A 22,717-nucleotide genomic window follows, 5' to 3' on the forward strand; every position below is an offset into this window, starting at 1 on the left:
CGTTCCACCAAGTGATATAGATACACTCGAATATCACGATATCGTCAGCAGCAGTCCACAAGATCGCGCTGGCTCTTCGAGGGCCAGGTTGGGAGCGCTCCATGTCCGGCAGAGGAGTAATTCCATGTCCACCACCGCCACGTCGGCGCTCGGCGGCAGACGCCGCAGAATCGCCGCCGTCATGTCAATGGTCCTGGCCGCAGTAACGGCCATGACCATCACGGGGCTCTTCAGCAGAGACGAGGCCGAAGCCCACGGCGCCACGGTCTTCCCGGGCTCGCGCCAGTACTTCTGCTACTTCGACGGCCTCAGCGGGGGCGGCCAGCTCGACCCCTACAACGAAGCCTGCCAGGCCGCCCTCGACCAGGGCGGGTCCACCCCGTTCTACAACTGGTTCGGGAACCTCGACTCCAACGGCGCGGGCAAGACCGTCGGCTACATCCCCGACGGGCAGATCTGCGACGGCGGGGGCCGCGGCCCGTACGACTTCTCGGCGTTCAACGAGCCGGGCAACTGGCCGAAGACCCACGTGACCGCCGGCGCGAACGTCGAGTGGCGCTACAACAACTGGGCCCACCACCCCGGCAAGTTCGACCTCTACATCACCAAGGACGGGTGGGACCCGAACCAGCCGCTCGCCTGGGACGACCTCGAGAAGTTCCAGACCTTCACGAACCCGGCCTCCAACGGCGGGCCCGGGAGCGACGACCACTACTACTACGCGAACCTGAAGCTGCCGCAGAAGTCCGGTTACCACGTGGTCTTCACGCACTGGGTGCGCTCGGACTCGACCGAGAACTTCTACGCCTGCTCCGACGTCGTCTTCGACGGCGGCAACGGCGAGGTCACCGGCATCCGCCCGGGCGCGAACCTGCCGGGCAACGACGGCGGCGTCGTCGACCCGCCGACCGAGACCGAGACCCCCACGGGCGGACCGACCGGCGGCCCGACGGGCGCCTGCACCGCCACCGCCTCCATCTACTCGTGGAGCGGCGGCGCGACGGTCAACATCACCGTCAAGAACACCAGCGCCTCGACCATGAGCGACTGGATGATCCACTGGCTGTGGGCGCCGAACTCCGGCGTCACCATCCGGGACTCGTGGAACACCACGATCACCACGATGGGCGATATGCAGATGGCCGGACCGTCCGGCTGGAACGCGACCATCGCATCGGGCGGGACGGCGAGCTTCGGCTTCAATGTCAGCGGCAACCTGTCGACGATGCCGGCCATGGAGTGCATGCCCGCGTGACAACGCGGTGATTCGTGAAGGCGACGCGCGCAGGGCTGGAACCTGAACGTTCGTCGACATAATCGCCGCTTCGACTCCTCCCTCCGGAGGCCTCCTGGAATACTTGAACCAGCAGGTCTTCCGGGGGGAGGAGCCATGTCAGCACCCGCAGCGCCGGCAAAAGCCGGCCCGCAGCCGATGACGGCGTCGACACGCGCCGGCGTCGTCGTCCAGACCTACATCTCCGATCACGTCGACGCGCTCAACCGCGCCATCGCGGCCTTCGAGCGCCAGGCGCCCGGCTCCGCCGGGACCGTCCGCGTCACCATCCACCAGCTGCGCACCGTGATCCGCGGGTACGCGCACCTGTTCACCGAGACGCCGCCGCGCAGCCAGGAACTCGACCACCTGCTCGAAGCGCTCAAGCACACCGAGGACCTCGAGAAGCTCCGCGTCCACTTCTCCGACCGCTTCGACCAGCTCGCGCTCGAGGCCTCTGAGCACCCGAAATGGTATGCGGCCCTTGAATACGAGATGCGCGAGTCCTACCGCCAGACCGAGGGGATCGCCTCCCAGACCTGGGTCGCGGTCCTGCTCAGCCAGGTGCGGCTCTTCACCGAGCACGCCCGGCTCAGCCGGGACGGCGACAAGCCCGCGTCCTCGCTCATGGGCGTCCTGTCGCAGGCCAGGACGCACCTGCTCGACACCTACGGGCGGCTCAGCCACGCCACCGACCTCGTGCTCGCGCGGGACGAGACGCGCATCGCGGCGCGGGAGGCGCACTACCTCGCCGAAGCCGCCGCGCCCGCGCTCGGGCAGGTCGCCATGGACGTCGTGGCGCCGATGGCGGACCTCGAGCGCCTGCTCGACCGGTACCGCCAGGCCGTGATCGCCCGCAACTGGCTGCTGCGGCTGCCGGGCGCGGACCGGGCCGACCGCCTCACCGCGAGCCTCGCCGAGCTCGAGAAGGAGCACCTGCGCCAGCTGGGCGAGGAGATCGACCGGGCCGCATCGGAGATGGCCGAGCGCTGGTCCTAGAGCAAAGAACAGTGGTCTTGTGAGCGTGACGAAGTCGCGCACCGGAACGGGCCCGAGGCTTTCGCCTCGGGCCCGTTGCTCATGCGTGGATACCGACTACCCGCGCAGCACCGAGGCGAGGTTGTCGAGGCCGATCGGGCCGAGGTTGAGGGCCCTGGTGTGCCAGGCCTTCAGGTCGAAGGCCGCTCCGGCGGCGGCCTGGGCCTCGGCGCGGGCGTCGACCCAGGCGCGTTCGCCGAGCTTGTAGCAGATGGCCTGGCCGGGCCAGCCCGCGTAGCGGACGATCTCCGGGTAGGCGCGGTGCTCGGCGATGCGGCCGCGGGTCTTGAGCACGTCGAGCGCGACGTCGAAGTTCCAGCGCTCGCCGTGGAGCTTGGCCTCGGCGGCGGGCAGCGGCAGGTCGAGGTGCCAGCCGATGTCGATCACGACGCGGGCGGCCCGCAGGGCCGAGCCCTTGAGCATCCCGAGGCGGGTGCCGGTGTCGGCGAACCAGCCGAGCTCGTCGGAGAGCCGCTCGGCGTACAGGGCCCAGCCCTCGGCGTGGCCGGAGACGGAGCCGAAGACCTTCGCGAAGCGGGAGAGGCCGTCGCCGGTGACCTTGGTCTGGCCGATCTGGAGGTGGTGGCCGGGCACGCCCTCGTGGAAGACCGTGGTCAGCTCGCCCCAGGTGCGGAACGTCTCGCGTTCGGCGACGGGCCACCAGGTGCGGCCCGGCCGGGAGAGGTCCTCGCTGGGGCCGGTGTAGTAGGCCGAGCCGGCGGAGGAGCCGTGCACGATCTGAACGTCGAGGTTCATCAGGCGCGGGTCGATGTCGAAGTGGACGCCGTTGAGCGCTTCGAGGGCGCTCTGGTGCTTCTCGGTGAGCCAGGCCAGGTACGCCTCGTGGGTGTCGACGGCCTGGGTGGCGTCGAGGTGGGCGATGACCTCGTCGAGCCCGGCGCCGGAGAGCCGGTGCGCGGCGGCGATGCCCGCGGCCTCGGCGATCATCTCGTCCTCGATGCGGTGCAGTTCGTCCCAGGCCCAGTCGTAGGCCTCGCGGGGGTCGAGGACCGCGCCGAGGGTGGAGCGGGCCGCGAGGAGGTACCGCTCCTCGCCCACGCCGTCGCTCGCGGCGGCGTGCGGGGCGTAGGTGCGCTCCAGGAAGTCGGCGATGCCGTTGAACGCCTGGTAGGCGGCTTCGGCGGCCTCGCGCAGGTCGCGGGCCTGGGGGCCGTCGCCGTACGCGGCGAGGTGCTTGTCGAAGGTGCGCGACTCGGCGTTGCGGCGGGCCTGCTTCGCGCCTTCGGTGACCTGGAGGAGTGCGACGGTCTGGCCCGCCGCGATCCCGGCCTCGAGGGTCTGACGCCAGGTCGTGAGCATCTGGGGGATGGCGCGCATCCGCGAGGCGTTGAGCCGCCAGTCGTTCTCGGTGCGGCGCGGCGTCAGGTCCACATAGCTCACCAGGCTCTGGAGCATGCCGTAGGGCACGCGCAGGGCGCGGCGCCATTCGCCGGCCTCGTGCTGGGCGACGCTCACGTCGAGGCGCTCGGCCATGTGGAGGCGGGCGAGGTCGTCGGCGGGGCCGGTCGAGGTGAGCGCGTTGAGCTTCGCGAGCGTGTCGCGGTCGAGCTCGGCCCGCTCGGCGACGGCCTCGGGGCCGAAATCGGTGGCGACGCCGAAGTCGCCCTTGATGCCGGCCGACCCGGCGAACATGGGGTGCAGCCGGGCGAACGCGGTGATGTACTCGTCGGCCAGTGCGAATATCGGTGAGGTCATGGCCGCCAGCTTACCGCGCGGCTAGTAAACCTTCGTTACGTGATTGTTGCTCGGTGGCGCCGCTGCTCCGGGTCGAGACGACGACCGCTCCGACCAGGGCCGCGAGCAGCAGGAGCGACAGCACTTCGAACGGCAGCACCCAGTCGGCGAAGACCGCTTCGCCCATGACGGCGGCCCCGCCGCTCTCGCGGTCGGCGGTCCCGGCCCTGGTCCAGCCGAAGGCGCCGGTGACGACGGCCGCGAGGCCGAGCCCGACCCCGCCGGCGATGAGCGCGCCGGGCAGCCTCGCCCGGTCGAGGTCGTCGGCCGGATCGGTCGGGGCCCTGGTGAGCATGGTCGCGAAGAGCAGCAGCACCACGATCGCGCCGACGTAGACGAGGACGAGCACCCACGCGAGGAACTCGGCGGTGAGCACGAGCGCGGCCCCCGCGATCCCGGCGAACGCGACCGCGAGCCACAGTCCGGCCCGCACGATCCGCTTCGTGGTCACGACGGCGAGCGCGGCACCGAGCGCGAGGAGCCCGAACGCCAGGAGCAGGACGTCGGCGAGCGTCACTCGACACCGTCCGGCTTCGCGGCGTCCGGGACGGTGCCCATCCACTCCCCCAGGTGCTCCTTGTCGTGGAGCAGGTTGCGGATGTCGCCTTCGGCGTAGGCGAAGTCGGGGGCCCAGAAGAGGGCGTCGAAGGGGCACACGTCGACGCAGATCCCGCAGTACATGCACAGCGAGAAGTCGATGTCGAAGCGGTCGAGGACGTTCACCTGCCGCGGCCGGGCGGCGCCTTCGACCTCGACGGTCTCCTTGTGCGAGTCGATGTAGATGCACCAGTCGGGGCATTCGCGGGCGCACAGCATGCAGGAGGTGCAGTTCGGTTCGTGCAGGGCGATCACGCCCCGGGTGCGCTCGGGCAGTACCGGTTCGTTCTCGGGGTACTGGCTGGTGACCGTGCGGCGCGCGGCGGTGCGCGCGGTCGCGGCGAGACCGCTGACCAGACCGCTCCCGGGAAGCCTCATGCCCTCATCGTGGCAGACGCCGCCGCTTAATTCCAGACCTGCAGCCGCGAAGCGCGGCTTAATTGCCCGTCCGCTTCGCAGCTGGGCCGCCCGTCTTCATCGCAGCTCGGTCGCCGGTCCTCTCCGCGGCGGCATTGCCGGTCCGCTCCGCTGAGGTGCCGGTCCGCTTCGCAGCCGGGTTGTCCCTCCGCTTCGCGACTGGGTTGCCGGTCCGCTTCGCGACTGAGTTGCTCGTCCGCTTCGCGACTGAGTTGCCCGTCCGCTTCGCGGAGCAGCTTGTCCGATTCCCGACTCCGCAGGCGTGTCCGGTAGTGCCGGTTTTCCCTTGAAACCGCCTGCTGCGTCCACAAGAGCCGTTACCGTGAGCCATTGACACGTCACGTGCCGGGCGCGACCCGGCGCCGTTCGGGAGGAACCGTGCCCATGCGAATGACGCAGCCCATCCGAGGGATGCTCGCCGCGCTGAGCCTCAGCGTCGCACTCGTGCTGACCAGCGCCGTTCCTGCGAACGCGGCCATCACCGTCACGCTCTCGCCGACGGCGGGCGCCGTCGGCACCCGGGTGGACGTGCTGGCCGCGAACTGCGACATGGACGCGACGGGCGATGTCGAGAACACCGACACCAGCTTCAAACTGCCGAAGAACAACAACAACGCGCAGGGCAGCTTCACCGTCACGGAGAAGATGAAGCCCGGCACGTACACCGTGACGGTGACCTGCGGCTCCGACACCGCCTCGACGAAGTTCACGGTGACTTCGGGGACTGGCGCCGCCACCGGCGGCGGCTCGACGGCCTCCGATGCGGCCACGGCGGTCCTGTGGACGGGCGCCGCCGCGGTGCTGATCGCCGCCGCGGGGCTCTGGGTGCTCAAGCGCCGCAGCAATGTCACTGCCGTCTGAACCGGCGGGCGACGCGTCGCCCGAGGAACGACCTGAAACCGCAAGACCCTGCCACCGGCCGGAACCCGCGTTCCGGCCGGTGGCCGCTGTCATCCTCTCGTTCGTGCTCGCCGGGGGCCTCGGGCTCATGCTCGGCAGCGTCGTCCCGGTGCCCTCGCTGCGGATGCCGCAGTTCGGGAGCCCGTTCCACGACGACCCGTTCGCCGTCGCCGACCCCGCGGGCGGCACCTGGCTCGACCGCTCGGAGCCGACCCGCGTCGACATCGACGCGGTCGGCGTCCACGCCCCGCTCACCGCGCTCGGCCTCGACTACGAGGGGAACTTCGAGGTCCCCCGCATGTGGCGCCCCCACGAGGCGGGCTGGTTCGAGGCCGGTCCCACGCCCGGCGAGTTCGGGCCCACGGTCCTCATAGGGCACGTGGACACCGAGCGCTCCGGCCCCGCAGTGTTCTTCCCGCTCAGAGAAGTCGACAAGGGCGACCGCATCGAGGTCACCCGGGAGGACGGGATCGTCGTCGCCTTCAAGGTGACCGCGATCGAGTCCTACGCGAAGCGGCGCCTGCCGTACGAAGAGGTCTTCGGCATCGAGCCCGAGCCGGCCCTGCGCCTGATCACCTGCGGCGGCGCCTTCGACCGCGAGACCGGCGACTACACCGAGAACCTGGTGGTCTTCGCGAGCTACACCGGCCACCGCGACGCCACCGAAAAGGACCGCGAGCGCCTCCTCAACGGCCGCGACCACTTCAACGACTGAACCTCCGCACGGCTTGGAAAAACCGACCGCGGGGGCGGGACCGGGGTCTTGACCCCAACCGGTCCCGCCCCCGCGGCATTCCGGGGGGGTCGTCCGCGGGCGCGGGGTCCGGCCAGTCCAACCGGCCGGTCCGCGCCCGCGGCGCCTATGTCAGGACCCGCTCGAAAGCGGCCCTGGTCTCTTCGAAGACCTCCGCGCCCGGGCGGGCCCAGAGCGCGTCGTTGAACAGCTCGACCTCGATCGGGCCGTCGAACCCGGTCGCGTCCACCGCGTCCAGGTACCGGCGCATCTCGATGCAGCCGTCCCCGAGCTGCCCGCGCCCGGTGAGGACCCCCGCCGGGAGCGGGGTGACCCAGTCGGCGAGCTGGAACGAGGCGATGCGCCCTTCGGCGCCGGCCCGCTCGATCCCGTTCCACACCTCCGGGTCCCACCAGAGGTGGTACGTGTCGACCACGACGCCGACGGCGGCCGGGTCGAACGGCGCGGCCAGGTCGAGCGACTCCTTGAGCGTGGTCACCACGCACCGGTCGGAGGCGAACATGGGGTGCAGCGGCTCGATCGCGAGCGTCACGCCCTGCTCGAGCGCGTACGGCGCGAGCTCGGCGAGTGCGGTCTTGACGCCCTCGCGGGCGCTGTCGATGGTGCCGCCCGGCTGGATCGGGCCCGAGACGAGCACGAGCGTCGGCGCGCCGATGGCGGCGGCCTCGTCGATCGCCTTGCGGTTGTCCTCGAGGGCGGCCTCGGTCGGGTCGGTGAAGAACCCGGCCCGGCACAGGCTCGTGACGGCGACGCCGAAGTCCTCGACGAGCTTCGCGCTCGCCTCGACGCCCATCTCCTGCACCGGTTCGCGCCACAGGCCGATCCCGGAGCCGGTGCGCGCGCAGGCCTCGACGGCCTCGCGCTGGTCCCAGAACTTCGCGGTGGCGTGGTTGAAGGAGAACCGCTCCATGATGCTCATGCGAGCGTCCGCTTCGGCTGGCCCGCGACCTTGAGCAGGGCGTTGAAGCGGTCGACGGCGAGCGCTTCGTCGGGGAAGAGGTGCACTTCGAGGGCGAGGTCGACGATCTCACCGAGGTGCGTGATCGACCGGGCCGATTCCAGTCCGCCGACCATCCTGAAGTGGTCCTGGTGGCCCGAGAGCCAGGCCAGGAACACGACGCCGGTCTTGTAGTTGAACGTGGGAACCTCGAAGACCTTGCGCGCCAGCGGGACCGTGGGGTCCAGGATCGCGTGGAAGCCGGCGATGTCGCCTTCGTCCAAGCGCTGCACGGCCTTGGACGCGAGCGGCGCGAGCGGGTCGAAGATGCCCAAGAGCGCGTCGGAGTGCCCGAACTCGTCGCCGGCGATGAGGCGCGGGTAGTTGAAGTCGTCGCCGGTGTAGCAGCGGACCCCTTCGGGGAGCCTGCGGCGCACCGCGATCTCGGCTTCGGCGTCGAGGAGGCTCATCTTGATGCCGTCGATCTTCGCCGCGTTCTCGGTGATGATCTCGATGAACGTGTCCGCGGCGGCCTCGAGGTCCGAGGAGCCCCAGTAGCCTTCGAGCGACGGGTCGAACATCGGGCCGAGCCAGTGCAGGATCGCCTTGCCGCTGACCTCCGAGAGGAGCTCGGCGTAGAGCGCCTTGTAGTCGTCGGCGCTCTTCGCACTCGCGGCGAGGGCCCTGGAGCACATGAGGATCGTGCCCGCGCCGGCGTCCTCGACCACGCCGAGCTGCTCGAGGTAGGTCGCGCGGATCTCGTCCATGGTGGTCGGTGCGGCGCCGAGCTGGTCGGTGCCGACGCCGCAGGCGAGGAGGTCGTCCGGGCCGGCCGCTTCGGCGGAGCGGCGGATGAGCTGCTTGGTGGCCTCCCAGTCCAGGCCCATGCCGCGCTGGGCGGTGTCCATGGCGTCGGCGATGCCGAGGCCGAGGTCCCACAGGTGCCGGCGGTAGGCGATGGTGGCGTCCCAGTCGACCTGGGCGGGGCGGCCGGGGCCGTTGTCCGCCAAGGGGTCCGCGACCACGTGGGCCGCGGAGTAGATGACGCGTGAGGTGAACTTGCGGGTCACAGGACCAGGTCCTCCAGCTCGATGCGGCGGCCTTCGCGGGCGGACCGGTAGCCGGCCTCGGCCAGCTGCACGCCGCGGGCGGCGGCGAGGAAGTCGTGGTGCCACGGCTCGTCGTCCACGACGTGCCGCAGGAACTCCTCCCACTGGATCTTGAAGCCGTTGTCGAAGACCTCGTTGTCGGGGACCTCGTGCCACTGCTGCCGGAACGGGATCGGCTGGTCGATGTCGGGGTTCCAGACGGGCTTGGGGGTGTGGACGCGGTGCTGGGCGCGGGCCTTGCGCAGGCCGGCGATCGCGGAGCCCTCGGTGCCGTCGACGTGGAACTCGACGAGCTCCTCGCGGTCGACGCGGGTGGCCCAGGAGGAGTTCATCTGGACGACGGTGCCGTCCTGGAGTTCGAAGACCGCGTACGCCGCGTCGTCGGCGGTGGCGGCGTAGGCCTTGCCGTGCTCGTCGAAGCGCTCGGGGATGTGGGTGGTGACGTGGGCGGAGACGGACTTGACCTTGGCGAACGTCTCCTCGAAGACGTAGGACCAGTGGGGGAACATGTCGAGGACCATGCCGCCGCCGTCTTCGGCGCGGTAGTTCCAGGAGGGCCGCTGGGCCTCCTGCCAGTCGCCTTCGAAGACCCAGTAGCCGAACTCGCCGCGGACGGAGAGGACCCGGCCGAAGAAGCCGGAGTCGACCAGGCGCTTGAGCTTGCGCAGGCCGGGGAGGTACAGCTTGTCGGCGACCGCGCCGTTCTTGACGCCGGCGTCGCGCGCGGCGCGGGCCAGGGAGAGGGCGTCGTCGAGGTTCGTGGCGATGGGCTTCTCGGTGTACACGTGCTTGCCGGCCTTGATGGCCGAGTTGACGGCGGCGAGGCGGTGCTGGGTGGTGAGGGCGTCGAAGTAGACGTCGATCTTGTCGTCGCCGAGGGCCTCGTCCAGGCTGGTCGTGTACTTGTCGAGGCCGTGGCGGCCGGCGATCTCGGCGAGCTTGTCGGCGCTGCGGCCGACCAGGGTGAGCTCGGGCCAGATCACGCTGCCGTCGGCGCGCTCCACGCCGCCCTGCTCGCGGATGGCGAGGAGTGAGCGCACGAGGTGCTGCCGGTAGCCCATGCGCCCGGTCACCCCGTTGAGGGCGATGCCGACGGTGATTCTCTCTGCCATAGGGATGTGCTCCAGACCTTGCCGAACATGGCTGCGGAAGCGCTTGCCGGCCGGACGCGGAGGCACGGCCGCGGATTCGCCGCGGACTGCGCGAGATCTACGGCTCGCACGCGCCGCCGAAGACGGAGGCAAACGCTTTCTTATTTTCCTGAACTATACATCAAACGGCATCCATGTGAAAGCGGTCTCCTGACACTTTCGCCTCACGGTCGAGCCCAGCGGATTCGCCCGGGCACGCGGAAAGCCCCGGCCGGTCGGCCGGGGCTCGCCAGTAGGTCTTAGAGGTACTGCTCGCTGATGTCGGTGACTTCCTCGGCGGGCGCCCAGATCTGGTACACGCCGTTGTCGTACGGCTCGAGCCCGAGCGAGCGGGCCACGTCGCTGCGGCCGCCGCGGTACTCCAGCCGCAGCCACTCCCCCGACGCGCCGAGCACCAGGAACGGCTCGCCGCGCCAGGTGGCGACGGTGCGCACGTAGAAGAAGTCCTCGAGCTCGCCGATCGGCACGCCGCGCCGGAACCGGCCGTCGGCGACCTCGACGAACCCGTCGCCGCCCGTGGGCGAGTACAGCCGCACGTGGGCGCCGTCGGGGCTCGAGTCGTATTCGGCGCCCTTCCAGCGGGCGATGTAGCCGTCGCGCATCAGGCGTCCTTCCATTCGCGGTCGCGGGTGTCGAGCACGTGCGCGGCCCGCTCCTCGGGCTTGGGCCGCACGAGGTCGTAGTGGCCGTCGGCGTCGCCCCAGGCCTCGCCCAACGCGGAGTCGTACCCGTACGCCTCGCCCATCGGGCCGCTCGGCGCGGGCACGGCCGGCGCGGCGGGCAGCGCCGGCGTCGGCGGGGCCTCGATGGCCGCGGGGCCCTTCGCGTAGGCGCCGTCGATCGGCGTCCACTCGCGGGTGTCGGCGTCGTAGAACGCCAGTTCGGTGACCTCGCCGCGGGAGTCGATCCGGAGGATCTTCGCGCCGTGCGGGAGGCGCACCGAGTCGACCTTGTGCTCGGGGATGCGCTCGTCGCCCTCGGAGGGCGCGAACCCGTCGCCGCGGAACGGGCCGGGCTCGACGACGGTGCCGCCGCGCGCTTCGGCCGTCGCGTAGTCGTTGCCGCCCAAGGCGGTCGGGTAGAGGTCCGTGCGGTAGCCGATCCAGCGGAGCACGTGCACCGAGTCGTCGGCGGGGCTGAACTCCTCGTTCAGGCGGATGAGCCCCAGCGCCAGGTACAGCTGCGCGGGCGTGCGCAGGTGGTCCACGGCCTCGGCCGGGTGCACGAAGCCGCCGACGCGGTCGTAGCCGCGGTCGAGGTAGAACGGCACCTGCTGGTGCGGGATGGTCTTCTGCCACAGGATCGGCTGGACCTTGTGCGACGGCGATTCGGCGCGCGCGGCCGCGGCCTGGCGCTTCTCCATCTCGGTCGCGAACGCGAGCAGGTCCTTCGCCTCGGCCCACTTGATGAGCGGTTCGATCTCGGGGCCGCTCATGTTGGCGCCCACGGAGGTCCCGGGGTTGACGTACAGCGCGTAGTCCTGCGCGGGCCAGTGCTGGATGAGCCAGCCGAACGGGACGACCGTGTGCGGGGTGTCCTCGCCGGCGCGCTCGGCCATGCGCTCGATCGTGGTGTAGACGGTGATGCCGATGATGCCGTCGACGATGTCGCTGGCCCACCGGAACGCCGGGTCGCCGACGCGCAGGTGCGCGGCCTCGGGGTCGCCGATCGGCAGGATCACGCTGGCGCACAGGAGGGTCTGGAGGAACGCTGCGGTGTCGCCGGAGGAGGCGGCCTCGGCGAGCAGCGGCTCGGCCTCGTCGCCGGTGAGCTCGGTCGGCTGCCCCTGGTCCTGCGTCTGGACGCTCGGCTGCGGTTCGTCGGCGGGGCGCCGGCCGAACGCGCTCGACATGGACGCGAACGATTCGGCGGAGCGCGCGTCGGCGTCGAACGGGTCGTTGCCGAAGGCGCCGCCGCCCTGGTACGCCTGTTGCGGCGCGGCCGGGGTCGGGGCGCCGAACGCGGCGGCGCCGCCGAAGGACTCGCCGGCCGGGTACGGGGTGGGCGCGGCGTGCGGCGGGGCCGGTGCGCGGGTCGGCAGCGTCGACGGGTCGGGCTGCTGATCGCGGAGCCAGTCGGGCGCGTCGGGCCACTGGTCCTGCGGGTTCGGCTGGCTCGGCCACTGCGAGTCGCCGGGGAACGCCTGCGGGGTCGGCACGGCCGGCGGCTGCGAGTGGTGCTGCGGCTGGGAGCCGAAGCCCTGGGGCTGCGACCCGAAGCCCTGCGGCTGGGAGCCGAACTCGCGCGGCTGCGATCCGGTGCCGCGCGGCTGGGAGCCGAACCCCTGCGAGCGGGGCTGGGACTGCTCGGGCTCGGGCGGCGGCTGGGACGCGAAGGCGTGCCCGTTGAACCCGTCGGGTTCAGGGGTCTCGTCGCGCGGCGGCTGGCGCAGCGGCAGGCCCGCGGGGGTGGTGCCGCCGACGGTGGACTGCTGCTGCGCGGTGCCGTTCAGGTCCGAGGAGCGCCGCGGGGCGGGCGGCACGTCGGGCACCGGCGGGGCCGGGGGCATGAAGCTCTCGCGGCGCGGCTCGGGGGCGGGCGCCATCGGGTTCGCGAACGGGTCCGACTGCGCGGCCGCGAACGGCGACGCTTGCGCGCCAGAGGAATAGGTGTCGCCGTACGGGTCGGCGGCGGGTTCAGGGGCGGACTCGGCCGGGACCGTGGTCATGCCCTGGGCGACCTGGGTGACGAACCAGGCCGGGAGGTAGCCCTCGATCGGCAGGCCGGGGTTGACGGCGAGCCACCACTCCTCGTCGGGCCAGGCCTCGGCCAGCGCGGCGAAGGAGACGCGGCGGGAGGCGCCGGCGTTGTCGCGCAGGCACGTCTGGAGGGCGGTTTCGGAGGTGAAGGCGAGGATGTGGGTGCGGTCGTCGGTGGTCCAGGTGGCCCAGGTGTCGGCGCCGGACCCGTTCGAGTCCTCATAGGACAATGGAAGGACGAGTTCGATCTGCGCCAGGATGCGGAAGTATCCGTCCTGGTCCTCGGCCCGCAGCGCCTCGCGGAGGCGGTGCTCGATCTCGTTACTGGGTTCCCACATCGATCCCACTCAGCCCTTCCCCCCTACCGGTCTTGGATGGGGCGGTGCACGGTTGCGGCTCGCAAGCTTCGCCGTGCATGTCGAGCGAACGCGGCGTCCCCTCGCGATCGTCACCGTAACGCGAGGGCGCTGTCAAGTTTCCGTCAGTAGGGCGAGAATAACGAATTCATAAAGGAGAACGTGTGTCATTCCCACGCTGTGGGCCTGTCGCTGTGTAACGATCCGGTTCTCATGGGAGACCGCTCTGCACGCTTCGTTCTCGCCTGTCTGTGCTCGACGCTGTTGGCGCTCTTGCTCTCCGCGCACACGGGCCGGGCGTCCGCGCCCGGCGCCTGGCACCTCTCCGCGGTGCGGGCCCCGGAGGCCTGGCCGGTGGCGACGGGCGAGGGGGTCACAGTGGCGGTGATCGACTCGGGTGTGGACGCGGATCACCCGGCCCTGGAGGGGGCGGTGCTCCCCGGCCGCAGTTATGTCGACATCGACCCGGGTGCGGAGCCGCGGCTGCTGGCGTTCGGGTCGGATCCGGGGCCGGTGTACGAGCGGGCGTTCGGGCAGGCCGACCCGGTGGGGCACGGTACGGCCGTGGCGGGGCTGATCGCGGGGAGCGCGGAGTCGCGGCACCCGGGGATCGCCCCGGACGCGGCGATCCTGCCGGTGCGGGTCCTGGACGACGAGAACCGGTACCACGATTCGGCGATGGTGGGCGCGGCGGTCGAGTGGGCGGTCGACAACGGTGCGGACATCGTGAACCTGTCCCTGGGGGGCCATTACGACTCGCCGCCGTTCGCGGAGGCGATCGCGTACGCGGAGCGGCATGACGTGCTGATCGTGGCGTGCACGGGGAACCAGCACGAGGACGCGCCGGACGAGGACGTGTGGTTCCCGGCGCGGGTCTCGGACGTGCTGGCGGTGACGGGCTCGGACCAGCACGGCGACCGGTGGCGGACGGCGGTCACGGGCGGGGAGACGGACCTGGCGGCGCCGGGCGTGGATCTGCACGCGGCGAAACCGGGCGGCGGGTACAAGACGGTGACGGGGACCTCGTTCGCTTCGGCGGTGGTGTCGGGGGCGGCGGCGGTGGTGCGTTCGGCGCATCCGGAGTGGAGCGCCGACCAGGTGCGGCGGGCGCTCACGGAGACGGCGTCCGCGGGCGGGCCGGGCCTGGGCGAGGGGATCGTGGACGTGGCCGCGGCGGTGGCGGCGGAGGTGCTGCCGCGGGCGGCGGCGCCGGTCGAGGCCGGGATCTCACCGGTGTGGAGTGCGGCGGCGACGGCGGCCGGGGGCGGCCTGATCGGGGTGTCCGCGCTGGTGCTGCGGGGCGGGCGCGGCGTGCGGCGAGGCGGTCGGCTGCCCGGGCGCCCGCGTACGATGGCGGGGTGACCGCCGCCGACGCCCGGAAGGGCACTGAAAGCGAGCTGGCCAAGAAGCGCCGGGCCCGCGTCATCGACCGCCTCCTCGCTGCGGCCCACCCGGACGCGCATTGCGAGCTGGACTACACGAATCCGCTGGAGCTGGCGGTGGCGACGATCCTGTCGGCGCAGTGCACGGACGTGCGGGTCAACCTGACGACGCCGGCGCTGTTCAAGAAGTACCGCTCCGCGGAGGACTACGCGGAGGCGAATCCCGAAGAGGTCGAGGCGATCATCCGGCCCACGGGTTTCTACCGCAACAAGGCGAAGTCGATCATGGGCCTGGGGAAGGCCCTGGTCGAGCATCACGGCGGGAGGCTCCCGGAGGACATGGAGTCCCTGGTGAAGCTGCCGGGCATCGGCCGCAAGACGGCGAACGTCATCCGCGGCAACGCGTTCGGCGTTCCGGGGATCACCGTGGACACGCACATGATCCGGATCACGAACCGGCTCGGACTGGTCGCGGGCAAGGACCCGGTGAAGCTCGAGTTCGAGTTGCAGAAGCTCATCGACCACCGAGAGTGGACGATGTTCTCGCACCGGATCATCTTCCACGGCCGCCGCGTCTGCATCGCGCGCAAGCCCGCGTGCGGGGCGTGCACGCTCGCGAAGCAGTGCCCGTCGTACGGCGAGGGCCCCACGGACCCGGCCGAGGCGGCGAAACTCCTCAAGGGCGACAACGTCGACGAGCTGATTCGTCTCGCGGGCGTCGAGAACGCGGTGAGCGCGTGAAGCGGGTCCTGACGGCTGCCGCCGCACTCTGCTTCTTGGCGGCCTGCACGAGCGAGTCCCCGGAGCCGGGCGTCTCGGTCCCCGACGAGGGCGAGCCGACCTGGTCGGTCGCCTGCGCCTCCGGTTCGGCGCCGATCGAGGGGGTCGGCGACCTGGAGCTGGACTGCCTCGGCGACGAGGCGGCGACGTCGGTCGGCCCCGGCGGGAAGCCGATGGTCGTGGTCCTGTGGGCGAGCTGGTGCGGGCCGTGCCAGGCGGAGGCGCCGGAGGTCGAGGCGTTCTACCAGGCGTACGGCGACCAGGTCGACGTGCTGGGGGTGGACACGGCCGATGCGCGGGACGTCGGGCGCTCGTTCGCCGAGGGGTTCGGGATGACCTTCCCTTCGGTGTTCGATCCCGATGAGGCCGTGCGGATCGGGCTCGGTGTGCCGGGCCTGCCGGGCATGGCCTACGTGCGCACGGACGGCACCGTGGCCGCGCTCGTGGCCGAACCGGGCGTCACCACCGAGTCGATGGTCGAGACCGCCGAGTCGGCGTTCGGTCTGGAGCTTTCATGAGCGATCCCCGCCCCGACTGGTGGCCGCCGCTGCTGAAGGCCGCGGCCGAGGCCGAGCCGCCCTCGGTCATGCGGGTGATCGCCGATCACCTGCAGCCGTACGAGGAGGCCGACGCCCGGACCGCTTCGGTCCTGGTGCTGCTCAAGGACGGCGACGAGGGCCCCTCGGTGCTCCTGCAGCAGCGCGCCGCGACCCTGCGCCACCACCCGGGCGAGGTCGCGTTCCCCGGCGGCGGCACCGAACCCGGTGACGCCGACGCCGCGGCGACCGCGCTGCGCGAGGCCGCCGAAGAGCTCGCGGTCGACCCGGCATCGGTGTCCGTCGGCCGGTCGCTCCCGAAACTGTGGATCCCGGTGTCCGGCTTCGCGGTCACGCCCGTGCTGGCCCTGTGGAAGCGCCCGCACCTCGTCGCGCCGCAGGCGGCCTCCGAAGTGGCCGCCGCGCACCAGGTGCCGCTGCCGCTCCTGGCCGACCCGGCCTCCCGTGGCACCGTCAGATTCCCGTCCGGCCGCAGCGGCCCCGGCTTCGAGATCGAAGGCGTGCCCTTGATTTGGGGCTTCACCGCCGGGGTACTGTCGTGGCTGCTGGACCTGGGCGGCTGGGCCCGCCCCTGGGACGCCGAACGGACGATGGAGCTCGAACGGCACTGAACGGAGGGCGCATGGAGCCGACCACTGCCGGACTCCTCGTCGACGTCGTGATCGTGCTGCTGGCGCTCCTGTTCGCCATCAACGGCTACCGCGAGGGCTTCATCGCCTCCGCGACCACGTTCTTCGGCTTCCTCGGCGGAGCGATCCTCGGCACGCAGCTCGCGCCGTTCGCCGCCGACTTCTACACCGAGGCGCTCGCGAAGCTCATCGCCTCGCTCCTGGTCGTCTTCGCACTCGCCTTGGGCGGCATGGCCATCGCCACCTCCATCGGGTACAAGCTCCGCCGGCGGCTGCGCCGGGACGGCTCCAAGCGCCTCGACCACCTCGCGGGCCCGCTCGTCTCCGTCGCCGCGGTGCTCCTGGTCACCTGGGTCGCGGCCGCGCCGCTCGCGAACTCCTCGATGCCCGCGGTCGCCTCCGCCGTCCGCAACTCGAGCCTCCTCACCGGCATCGACGAGCACATGCCCGAGGCGGTCAAGGGCGTCTACGAGTCGATGCGCGAATCGCTCAACACCTCCGGGATGCCGGACGTGTTCTCCGGGCTCGACCCGACCGAGGCCCGCGACGTCGACCCGCCCGACCCCGAGCTCGCCGCCTCCAGCGTGGTCGTCAACGCCGAGGACTCGGTCCTCAAGGTCCACGGCTCGGCCCCCTCCTGCGACCGCCAGATCGAGGGCTCCAGCTTCGTCTACGCCGACGGCCTCGTGGCCACGAACGCGCACGTCGTCGCCGGCACCGAGCAGGTGCAGGTCGAATCCGACGGCGACCTGTACGACGCCGAGGTCATCGTGTTCGAGCCCGAGAAGGACCTCGCGATCCTCAGCGTCCCCGACCTCGACGCCGCACCGCTCCCGCTCCAGTCCGACACCGCCGCCTCCGGCGACGACGCGATCGTCCTCGGCTACCCCGGCGGCGGCCCCTACACCGCGACCGCCGCCCGCATCCGCGAGGCGCGCATCGTCACCGGCCCCGACATCTACGACGACGGCACGGTCACCCGCGAGGTCTACCAGCTCTACGCGCGGATCATCGGCGGCAATTCCGGCGGCCCCCTGCTCAACCCGCACGGCGAGGTGATCGGAGTCATCTTCGCCGCCGCCATCGACGACCCGGAGACCGGATACGCGCTCACCATGGACGAGTCCGCGCCTGTCCTGGACGCGGGGCGCACCGCTTCGGGCCCCGTCGGCACCGGATCTTGTACGTGATCTGTGGGTTCCTGTGGGAATACGCCATTGCCTGATACTGGGCGTGGCGTCACATTGCAGGTAGGCTGTACCGGTCGCTGTCGACGCTTTCCGTTTTCCGGAACGTACACCCTGCTGAGACGGCGTGGTGAGTCTCTCGCGGTGACGCTCGGAACCGACGGAACGCATTCATTCGGATACGAATGTCGATTCCGGCGTCTACGTGCGCATGTGGATTTACGGGGGTCTCGCTCCCGCAATGCGGACAAGAGGCATAGACTCAGTACTTGCACTAGCGGTGCGTTGAAGAAAGGTGCGAACGGACATGGAAGATGTATTGGCCAGGGCCGCCCTGTTCAAGGGCGTAGATCCCGAAGCTGTCGAGTCGCTCATCAAAGAGATGGAGTACGTCGACGTCAACAAGGGCCAGACCGTCTTCACCGAGAACGAGCCGGGTGACAGTCTCTACATCGTCATGTCCGGGAAGGTGAAGCTGGGGCGTCGCTCTGCCGACGGCCGCCAGAACCTGATCGCGGTCATGGGCCCGTCCGACATGGTCGGCGAGCTCGCGCTGTTCGACCCCGGTCCCCGCACCGCCACCGCCACCGCTCTGACCGACACCCGCATGGCCCGCCTGTCGAAGACGGCGCTGCGCCCTTGGCTGGCCAACCGGCCCGAGATCGCCGAGCAGCTGCTGCGCGTGATAGCACGCCGGCTGCGTCGCACGAACGACTCGATGGCGGACCTCATCTTCACCGACGTCCCCGGTCGTGTCGCGAAGGCCCTCCTGCACATGGCGAGCCGCTTCGGCACCCGCGACGGCGGCGTCCTGCGCGTCACCCACGACCTGACGCAGGAGGAGCTCGCCCAGCTGGTCGGCGCCTCCCGCGAGACCGTGAACAAGGCCCTCGCCGACTTCGCCGGCCGCGGCTGGCTGCGCCTGGACGGCAAGAGCGTCATCATCATGGACCCCGAGCGGTTGGCTCGGCGCGCCCGCGTGTAACGCTCACGTGTGAACTTGCAGGCCCCCGGCATCGCCGGGGGCCTTCTTCATTCCCCGGTCAGTGCCGGTGATCACCCCGTCCCCCGCCCTTGGGCGATTCGACGTTCGCACCCGCGTCCGTCTAGACTTCCGGTAACCATCCCGGAGTCTGCTGAAGGAGCGTTGTGGCAGGGCAACTGAACGTCGAAGTCGTAGCAGTCGACTCGAAAGTGTGGTCCGGAGCGGCCAAGGCCGTGTACGCGCGCACCACTGAAGGCGAACTGGGAATCCTCCCGAACCACCAACCCCTGCTGGGCGAGCTGCGGGTCGACAGCACCGTGAGGGTGCAGCCGGTCGACGGCGGCGAACTGGCCTGGCAGATCGAGGGCGGCTTCCTGTCGGTGACCACCGACGGGGTCACCATCCTCGCCGAGACCGCCGAGGCGGTCGCCCCCGCTTCGGCATAGTCATGCTGAAGGCACTGCTCGTCGTCGCCGCACTGGCGGCGGCCGTCGCGGTGTTCTTGGTGCTGACCTACGTCCGCCGCTCCTTCCTGTCCCGCTCGGGCTCGGTCGCCATGGCGGCCAGGCTCTCCCGGCACATGGAGGGGCGCGGCTGGGCCCCCGGCTTCGCCGTCTACGAGAGCGGCACGCTCCGCTGGTACCGGATGTTCTCCCTCGCGTTCGGCCCCCGCTACTCGCTCCTGCGCCACGACGTCCAGGTCTCCGAGCGCCGCAAGCCGGTCGGGCCCGAAGCCCAGATCTTCCCCCCCGAAGTCGCGATCCTGCGATGCAAGAGCGCCACAGGCGAAGTGGAGCTCGCGATGACCACCTCGGCCGTCACCGGCTTCCTCTCCTGGCTCGAGGCCGCCCCACCAGGGGCGGAGTTCTACTCGGGCCGCGACTGACCCGCGCCTCCTCCCCACAACGGAGGAGGCGCTTCGCCGTCGCGTCCTCCTTGCGGCCCATGCGAACTTCAGCCGTTTCGGGGTGGACCCGCCCGATTCGGGCCGATACCGTGGCGGCATGCGCACTCACCTCCCCCTGGCGGGCGCACTCGCGCTCGCGATCATCGCCACCCCCGGCGCCGCGGGCGCCGCACCCACCGGCCTCGATGAGGACCTGCTCGACCGGAAGCTCGAAGCGCTCCACGACGTCGCCGACCACTCCGTCACCGCCGAAGTCCGCCTCGGCGACGACACCTGGGCCGAGACCGCCGGCACCCGCCGCATCGACGGCGGCGGCGGGCAGGTCGACGAGGACGACCGCGTCCGCATCGCCAGCCTCACCAAGTCCATGGTCGCGACCGTGCTCCTCCAGCTCCAGGACGAAGGCGACGTCGACCTCGACCGGCCCCTCAGCGACTACCTCCCCGGCCTCCTCCCCTACGAGCAGGAGCCCACGGTCCGGCAGGTCATGCAGCACACCAGCGGCATGTTCGAGTACTTCTACTACCTGTACGTCTCGCTGTGGGAAGGCGACCCCGCCGACTTCTACGCGAACTACCGGACCCATTACAGCCCAGAGGAACTCGTCGAGATCGGCACCCAGGACCCGCTGCTGTTCGAACCCGGCACGAACTGGTCGTACTCCAACACCGGGTACATCGCGCTCGGCCTCCTCATCGAGGAGCTCACCGGCGACGACCTCCACGAGGTCCTCGACGACCGGGTCTTCGACCCCGCCGACCTGGACGACACGTACCTCCCGAAGGACGACACCTCCGGCATCCGCGGCGCGAACCCGGTCCCGTACCTGACCACCGGCGACCCGCGACACCCCTACTTCGACACCACGAAGCTCTCCAACAACCAGTTCTGGGCCGCGGGCGGCGTCATGTCCACCATGGAGGACGTCAACGACTTCTACGACGCCCTCACCGACGGCACCCTCCTGGACGACGCCGCACTGGCCGAGATGAGCCAGTACGTCGAGACCGGTGACGGCACCGTCTACGGCCTCGGCCTCATCGGGCTCCCGCTCACCTGCCCCGGCGCGTCCGAGCAGGAGGTCTTCCTCGGCCACACCGGCGGCGGCCTCGGCCACCAGACCTACTCGTTCCACTCCGCCGACGGGGAACGGCAGGCGACGTTCACCTGGAACATCGACGACCGGCACGGCGCCGCCGACCCGGCCGAACTGAACTGGGCCCTCAGCGCCCTGCTCATCGCCGGCCTCTGCGGCGCCGACATCGGCGACATGCCCGCCGGCGCGGACCAGCGGGCCCAGGCCGCGCCGCTGATCCCGGCCGTCGAAGACCTGCTGCTCCTCGGCTGACCCGACGCGAGAGGCCCGCGGGAGTCGCCGCCCGCGGGCCTCTCTTCGCACGCCTAAGCGACCGGCTCGAGCGCCTTCGTGAACAGCGTCCCGCCGTCGAGGTCCTTGAGCGACACCGTGAACACCTCCGTCTCGGCGTCGATCGCGACCTCGCCGAAGAACTGGAAGCCCTGCGCCGGCGACGTGTTCGCCGCCGGAGGCGCCTGCACGAACACCGCCTCGGGCCCGAACGTCGCATCGAGCTTGTTGGGCCCGAACGCGCCCGCGTTCAACGGCCCGGACACGAACTCCCAGAACGGGTCGAAGTCCTGGAACACCGCCCGGTCCGGGCTGTAGTGGTGCGCCGCGGTGTAGTGCACGTCCGCGGTCAGCCACACCAGGTTCCTCACGCCCTCGCGCTTCGCGAACGAGAGCAGCCCCGCGATCTCGCCCTCGCGCCCGCCCGGCGCGCCCCCGGCGCCGTTCGAGACCCCTTCCTGCGCACCGGTGCCGTCGCCCACGACCAGACCGATCGGCAGGTCCGCCGCGATCACCTTCCAGGTGGCCTTCGAGCGGCGCAGCTCCCGCTTGAGCCACTCCAGCTGCACCTCGCCCAGCACGGTCCCGGTCGGGCCGTCCGCGTCCGGGTTGGGGCTCTTGAAGGTCCGCATGTCCAGCACGAACACGTCCAGCAGCGGGCCGTACGCGAGCTTCCGGTAGATCCGGCCCGCGGCGTCGAAGCCGCCCGGCGTGAACTCCGCGAAGGCCTGCCGGGCCCGCGCGGCGAGCACGTCCACGTTCTTCTCGGTGTACTGCGGCAGGTCGAGGATCTCGCCGGGGTACCAGTTGTTGGTGACCTCGTGGTCGTCCCACTGGTTCACCATCGGCACGGCCGCCAGGTACGCCCGCAGGTTCTCGTCCAAGAGGTTGTACTTGAACTGGCCCCGGTACTCCTCGAGCGTCTCGGCGACCTTCAGCTTCTCGTCGACGAGCGTGTTCTTCCACGTCGTGCCGTCCGGCAGCGCCACCGACTCCGCGAGCGGGCCGTCGCTGTACACGAAGTCGCCCGAGCACAGGAAGAAGTCCGGTTCGGCGTCGGCCATGGCCTGGAAGATCCGGTACCCGCCGAAGTCCGGGTTGATCCCCCAGCCCTGCCCGGCGAGGTCGCCCGACCACTGGAACCTGATGTCCGCCGGTTCGCATGCGGCCGTGGTGAACGAGCCCTCCAGCGCCTCGGACCGCCGCTCGCCCTCGGCGTGGATCCGGTAGTGGTACCGCTGCCCGGGGCGCAGGCCCTTGAGCCGCACCTTCCCGGTGAAGTCGGTGTCGGCGGTGAGCGACGGGCCGCCGATCTGGCGGGCGTGCTTGAAATCGGGGCGCGTCGCGATCTCCACGCGCATGCGCGAACCGCGGTCGGCGCGGGTCCACAGGACCGCGCCTTGCGCGGTCACGTCTCCGGACTGGACGCCGTGGGTGAGCTTGGGGCGCGAGGACGCGTACGAGATCCCGGGGGTCCCGAGCAGGACCGCGCCGCCGGCTCCGGCGGCCAGCAGCCGCCGACGAGCAATCTGCACTGTTGTCTCCAATGGCTTGGGAATCGGGGTGAACAGCCCTCACCCTCCCAGCCGAGGTCGACGCGCCGGTGGCCGCGACGTGAACAAACGGGCCCCGCGCTCCGGCCGGCCGGGGGCCGTGGTGTTGCCGGAGCGCGGGGCCCGTCTTCCTGGAGTGGGGTCCTTGTCCGTTCAGGCGCCGAGGCGCGACTCTACTCAGGTTCCCGCGCCGAGGCGCGGGAATGGCTTGGTGGAGAACACGACTTCCACGGGCACCTCGAAGTACTCGGCGAGCTTCAGGGCGAGGTGGAGGCTCGGGCTGTATTCGCCGCGTTCGAGGTAGCCGACGGTCTGGTAGTGGACGCCGAGGGCGTCGGCCAGCTGCCGCCGCGAGACGCCCCGTTCGGCGCGCAGCATCGCGATG

Annotated in this window: 23 protein-coding genes; 13 read left to right on the forward strand and 10 right to left on the reverse strand. The window is 71.0% G+C overall.

All coding sequences use genetic code 11. The features are described 5' to 3' along the window. Nucleotides 1–124 precede the first annotated feature (124 nt). Together QWI33_RS14315 and QWI33_RS14320 are read left to right on the forward strand one after the other, a co-directional pair. On the forward strand, nucleotides 125–1,255 hold the full coding sequence (locus QWI33_RS14315; protein ID WP_289957830.1) for a lytic polysaccharide monooxygenase: 1,131 nt from the start codon (nucleotides 125–127) through the stop codon (nucleotides 1,253–1,255). Between the two features lie 135 nt (nucleotides 1,256–1,390). Beyond that, the gene (locus QWI33_RS14320; protein WP_289957831.1) at nucleotides 1,391–2,272 is read left to right on the forward strand and encodes a CHAD domain-containing protein; all 882 of its coding nucleotides are present in this window, start codon (nucleotides 1,391–1,393) and stop codon (nucleotides 2,270–2,272) included. A 96-nt stretch (nucleotides 2,273–2,368) separates the two neighbouring features. On the opposite strand, the gene QWI33_RS14325 is transcribed toward QWI33_RS14320, so the two are convergent. From QWI33_RS14325 to QWI33_RS14335, 3 genes are read right to left on the reverse strand one after another with little or no spacing between them, the layout of a single operon-like run. Continuing rightward, nucleotides 2,369–4,027 carry a DUF885 domain-containing protein gene (locus QWI33_RS14325; RefSeq protein ID WP_289957832.1) on the reverse strand — a complete coding sequence of 553 codons (1,659 nt, stop codon included), beginning with the start codon at nucleotides 4,025–4,027 and terminating at the stop codon, nucleotides 2,369–2,371. Nucleotides 4,028–4,037: 10 nt separating this feature from the next. Beyond that, nucleotides 4,038–4,583 (reverse strand): NADH-quinone oxidoreductase subunit J family protein, encoded by a 546-nt coding sequence (locus QWI33_RS14330; protein ID WP_289957833.1) that lies wholly within the window; start codon nucleotides 4,581–4,583, stop codon nucleotides 4,038–4,040. Beyond that, nucleotides 4,580–5,041: a 4Fe-4S binding protein gene (locus QWI33_RS14335; RefSeq protein ID WP_289957834.1), complete on the reverse strand. Its 462-nt coding sequence runs from the start codon at nucleotides 5,039–5,041 to the stop codon at nucleotides 4,580–4,582. Before QWI33_RS14335 ends, QWI33_RS14330 begins: the two co-directional genes overlap by 4 nt. A 423-nt stretch (nucleotides 5,042–5,464) precedes the next feature. Between QWI33_RS14335 and QWI33_RS14340 the strand changes: the two genes are divergently transcribed. Both QWI33_RS14340 and QWI33_RS14345 read left to right on the forward strand, forming a co-directional pair. Further along, nucleotides 5,465–5,941 (forward strand): hypothetical protein, encoded by a 477-nt coding sequence (locus QWI33_RS14340; protein ID WP_289957836.1) that lies wholly within the window; start codon nucleotides 5,465–5,467, stop codon nucleotides 5,939–5,941. A 79-nt stretch (nucleotides 5,942–6,020) separates the two neighbouring features. Beyond that, nucleotides 6,021–6,695 (forward strand): class F sortase, encoded by a 675-nt coding sequence (locus QWI33_RS14345; protein ID WP_289957838.1) that lies wholly within the window; start codon nucleotides 6,021–6,023, stop codon nucleotides 6,693–6,695. A gap of 145 nt (nucleotides 6,696–6,840) precedes the next feature. On the opposite strand, the gene QWI33_RS14350 is transcribed toward QWI33_RS14345, so the two are convergent. From QWI33_RS14350 to QWI33_RS14370, 5 genes are all read right to left on the reverse strand, one after another. Continuing rightward, complete coding sequence (locus tag QWI33_RS14350; protein WP_353895481.1) at nucleotides 6,841–7,644, reverse strand: sugar phosphate isomerase/epimerase family protein; 804 nt, start codon at nucleotides 7,642–7,644, stop codon at nucleotides 6,841–6,843. Between the two features lie 5 nt (nucleotides 7,645–7,649). Continuing rightward, complete coding sequence (locus QWI33_RS14355) at nucleotides 7,650–8,741, reverse strand: dihydrodipicolinate synthase family protein (RefSeq protein ID WP_289957841.1); 1,092 nt, start codon at nucleotides 8,739–8,741, stop codon at nucleotides 7,650–7,652. Continuing rightward, entirely contained in the window at nucleotides 8,738–9,892 is a 1,155-nt protein-coding gene (locus QWI33_RS14360) for a Gfo/Idh/MocA family protein (protein ID WP_289957842.1), read from the reverse strand. The genes QWI33_RS14355 and QWI33_RS14360 overlap by 4 nt, the downstream gene beginning before the upstream one ends. A 278-nt stretch (nucleotides 9,893–10,170) precedes the next feature. Continuing rightward, entirely contained in the window at nucleotides 10,171–10,536 is a 366-nt protein-coding gene (locus tag QWI33_RS14365) for a UCP033725 family protein (protein WP_344473611.1), read from the reverse strand. Beyond that, nucleotides 10,533–12,968, reverse strand: coding sequence for an SseB family protein (locus QWI33_RS14370; RefSeq protein WP_289957843.1), 2,436 nt, complete (start codon nucleotides 12,966–12,968; stop codon nucleotides 10,533–10,535). The genes QWI33_RS14365 and QWI33_RS14370 overlap by 4 nt, the downstream gene beginning before the upstream one ends. Nucleotides 12,969–13,250: 282 nt before the next feature. On the opposite strand from QWI33_RS14370, the gene QWI33_RS14375 reads away from it, so the two are divergent. The 9 genes from QWI33_RS14375 (at nucleotide 13,251) to QWI33_RS14415 (ending at nucleotide 20,761) form a co-directional block, all read left to right on the forward strand. Beyond that, nucleotides 13,251–14,348: a S8 family serine peptidase gene (locus QWI33_RS14375; RefSeq protein WP_289957844.1), complete on the forward strand. Its 1,098-nt coding sequence runs from the start codon at nucleotides 13,251–13,253 to the stop codon at nucleotides 14,346–14,348. Next, the gene (nth, locus tag QWI33_RS14380; protein ID WP_289957845.1) at nucleotides 14,345–15,109 is read left to right on the forward strand and encodes an endonuclease III; all 765 of its coding nucleotides are present in this window, start codon (nucleotides 14,345–14,347) and stop codon (nucleotides 15,107–15,109) included. Before QWI33_RS14375 ends, nth begins: the two co-directional genes overlap by 4 nt. Next, the gene (locus QWI33_RS14385; RefSeq protein WP_289957846.1) at nucleotides 15,106–15,666 is read left to right on the forward strand and encodes a TlpA family protein disulfide reductase; all 561 of its coding nucleotides are present in this window, start codon (nucleotides 15,106–15,108) and stop codon (nucleotides 15,664–15,666) included. The genes nth and QWI33_RS14385 overlap by 4 nt, the downstream gene beginning before the upstream one ends. After that, nucleotides 15,663–16,316 (forward strand): NUDIX hydrolase, encoded by a 654-nt coding sequence (locus QWI33_RS14390; RefSeq protein ID WP_289957847.1) that lies wholly within the window; start codon nucleotides 15,663–15,665, stop codon nucleotides 16,314–16,316. The genes QWI33_RS14385 and QWI33_RS14390 overlap by 4 nt, the downstream gene beginning before the upstream one ends. An 11-nt stretch (nucleotides 16,317–16,327) precedes the next feature. Further along, the gene (locus tag QWI33_RS14395; protein WP_289957848.1) at nucleotides 16,328–17,524 is read left to right on the forward strand and encodes a MarP family serine protease; all 1,197 of its coding nucleotides are present in this window, start codon (nucleotides 16,328–16,330) and stop codon (nucleotides 17,522–17,524) included. Between the two features lie 304 nt (nucleotides 17,525–17,828). After that, entirely contained in the window at nucleotides 17,829–18,506 is a 678-nt protein-coding gene (locus tag QWI33_RS14400; RefSeq protein WP_026924818.1) for a Crp/Fnr family transcriptional regulator, read from the forward strand. Between the two features lie 164 nt (nucleotides 18,507–18,670). Then, nucleotides 18,671–18,952 carry a F0F1 ATP synthase subunit epsilon gene (locus QWI33_RS14405; RefSeq protein ID WP_289957849.1) on the forward strand — a complete coding sequence of 94 codons (282 nt, stop codon included), beginning with the start codon at nucleotides 18,671–18,673 and terminating at the stop codon, nucleotides 18,950–18,952. 2 nt (nucleotides 18,953–18,954) lie between these two features. Continuing rightward, entirely contained in the window at nucleotides 18,955–19,392 is a 438-nt protein-coding gene (locus tag QWI33_RS14410; protein WP_270116170.1) for a DUF2550 domain-containing protein, read from the forward strand. 118 nt (nucleotides 19,393–19,510) lie between these two features. Continuing rightward, complete coding sequence (locus QWI33_RS14415; RefSeq protein ID WP_289957850.1) at nucleotides 19,511–20,761, forward strand: serine hydrolase domain-containing protein; 1,251 nt, start codon at nucleotides 19,511–19,513, stop codon at nucleotides 20,759–20,761. Between the two features lie 53 nt (nucleotides 20,762–20,814). Here QWI33_RS14415 and QWI33_RS14420 read toward each other — a convergent pair whose 3' ends face one another. Both QWI33_RS14420 and QWI33_RS14425 read right to left on the reverse strand, forming a co-directional pair. Further along, a complete protein-coding gene (locus tag QWI33_RS14420) occupies nucleotides 20,815–22,314 on the reverse strand; it encodes an alkaline phosphatase D family protein (protein WP_289957851.1) in 1,500 nt (499 codons plus the stop codon). 195 nt (nucleotides 22,315–22,509) lie between these two features. Beyond that, nucleotides 22,510–22,710 (reverse strand): helix-turn-helix transcriptional regulator, encoded by a 201-nt coding sequence (locus QWI33_RS14425; protein WP_353895483.1) that lies wholly within the window; start codon nucleotides 22,708–22,710, stop codon nucleotides 22,510–22,512. Between the last annotated feature and the right edge of the window lie 7 nt (nucleotides 22,711–22,717).

Source organism: Glycomyces tritici, from assembly GCF_030403505.1.

Coding starts and splice junctions, on each gene's coding strand:
- QWI33_RS14315 (WP_289957830.1), top strand. CDS start 125: ATGTCCACCACCGCCACGTCGGCGCTCGGCGGCAGACGCCGCAGAATC.
- QWI33_RS14320 (WP_289957831.1), top strand. CDS start 1,391: ATGTCAGCACCCGCAGCGCCGGCAAAAGCCGGCCCGCAGCCGATGACG.
- QWI33_RS14325 (WP_289957832.1), bottom strand. CDS start 4,027: ATGACCTCACCGATATTCGCACTGGCCGACGAGTACATCACCGCGTTC.
- QWI33_RS14335 (WP_289957834.1), bottom strand. CDS start 5,041: ATGAGGCTTCCCGGGAGCGGTCTGGTCAGCGGTCTCGCCGCGACCGCG.
- QWI33_RS14340 (WP_289957836.1), top strand. CDS start 5,465: ATGCGAATGACGCAGCCCATCCGAGGGATGCTCGCCGCGCTGAGCCTC.
- QWI33_RS14350 (WP_353895481.1), bottom strand. CDS start 7,644: ATGGAGCGGTTCTCCTTCAACCACGCCACCGCGAAGTTCTGGGACCAG.
- QWI33_RS14360 (WP_289957842.1), bottom strand. CDS start 9,892: ATGGCAGAGAGAATCACCGTCGGCATCGCCCTCAACGGGGTGACCGGG.
- QWI33_RS14370 (WP_289957843.1), bottom strand. CDS start 12,968: ATGTGGGAACCCAGTAACGAGATCGAGCACCGCCTCCGCGAGGCGCTG.
- QWI33_RS14390 (WP_289957847.1), top strand. CDS start 15,663: ATGAGCGATCCCCGCCCCGACTGGTGGCCGCCGCTGCTGAAGGCCGCG.
- QWI33_RS14395 (WP_289957848.1), top strand. CDS start 16,328: ATGGAGCCGACCACTGCCGGACTCCTCGTCGACGTCGTGATCGTGCTG.
- QWI33_RS14400 (WP_026924818.1), top strand. CDS start 17,829: ATGGAAGATGTATTGGCCAGGGCCGCCCTGTTCAAGGGCGTAGATCCC.
- QWI33_RS14410 (WP_270116170.1), top strand. CDS start 18,955: ATGCTGAAGGCACTGCTCGTCGTCGCCGCACTGGCGGCGGCCGTCGCG.
- QWI33_RS14415 (WP_289957850.1), top strand. CDS start 19,511: ATGCGCACTCACCTCCCCCTGGCGGGCGCACTCGCGCTCGCGATCATC.
- QWI33_RS14425 (WP_353895483.1), bottom strand. CDS start 22,710: ATGCTGCGCGCCGAACGGGGCGTCTCGCGGCGGCAGCTGGCCGACGCC.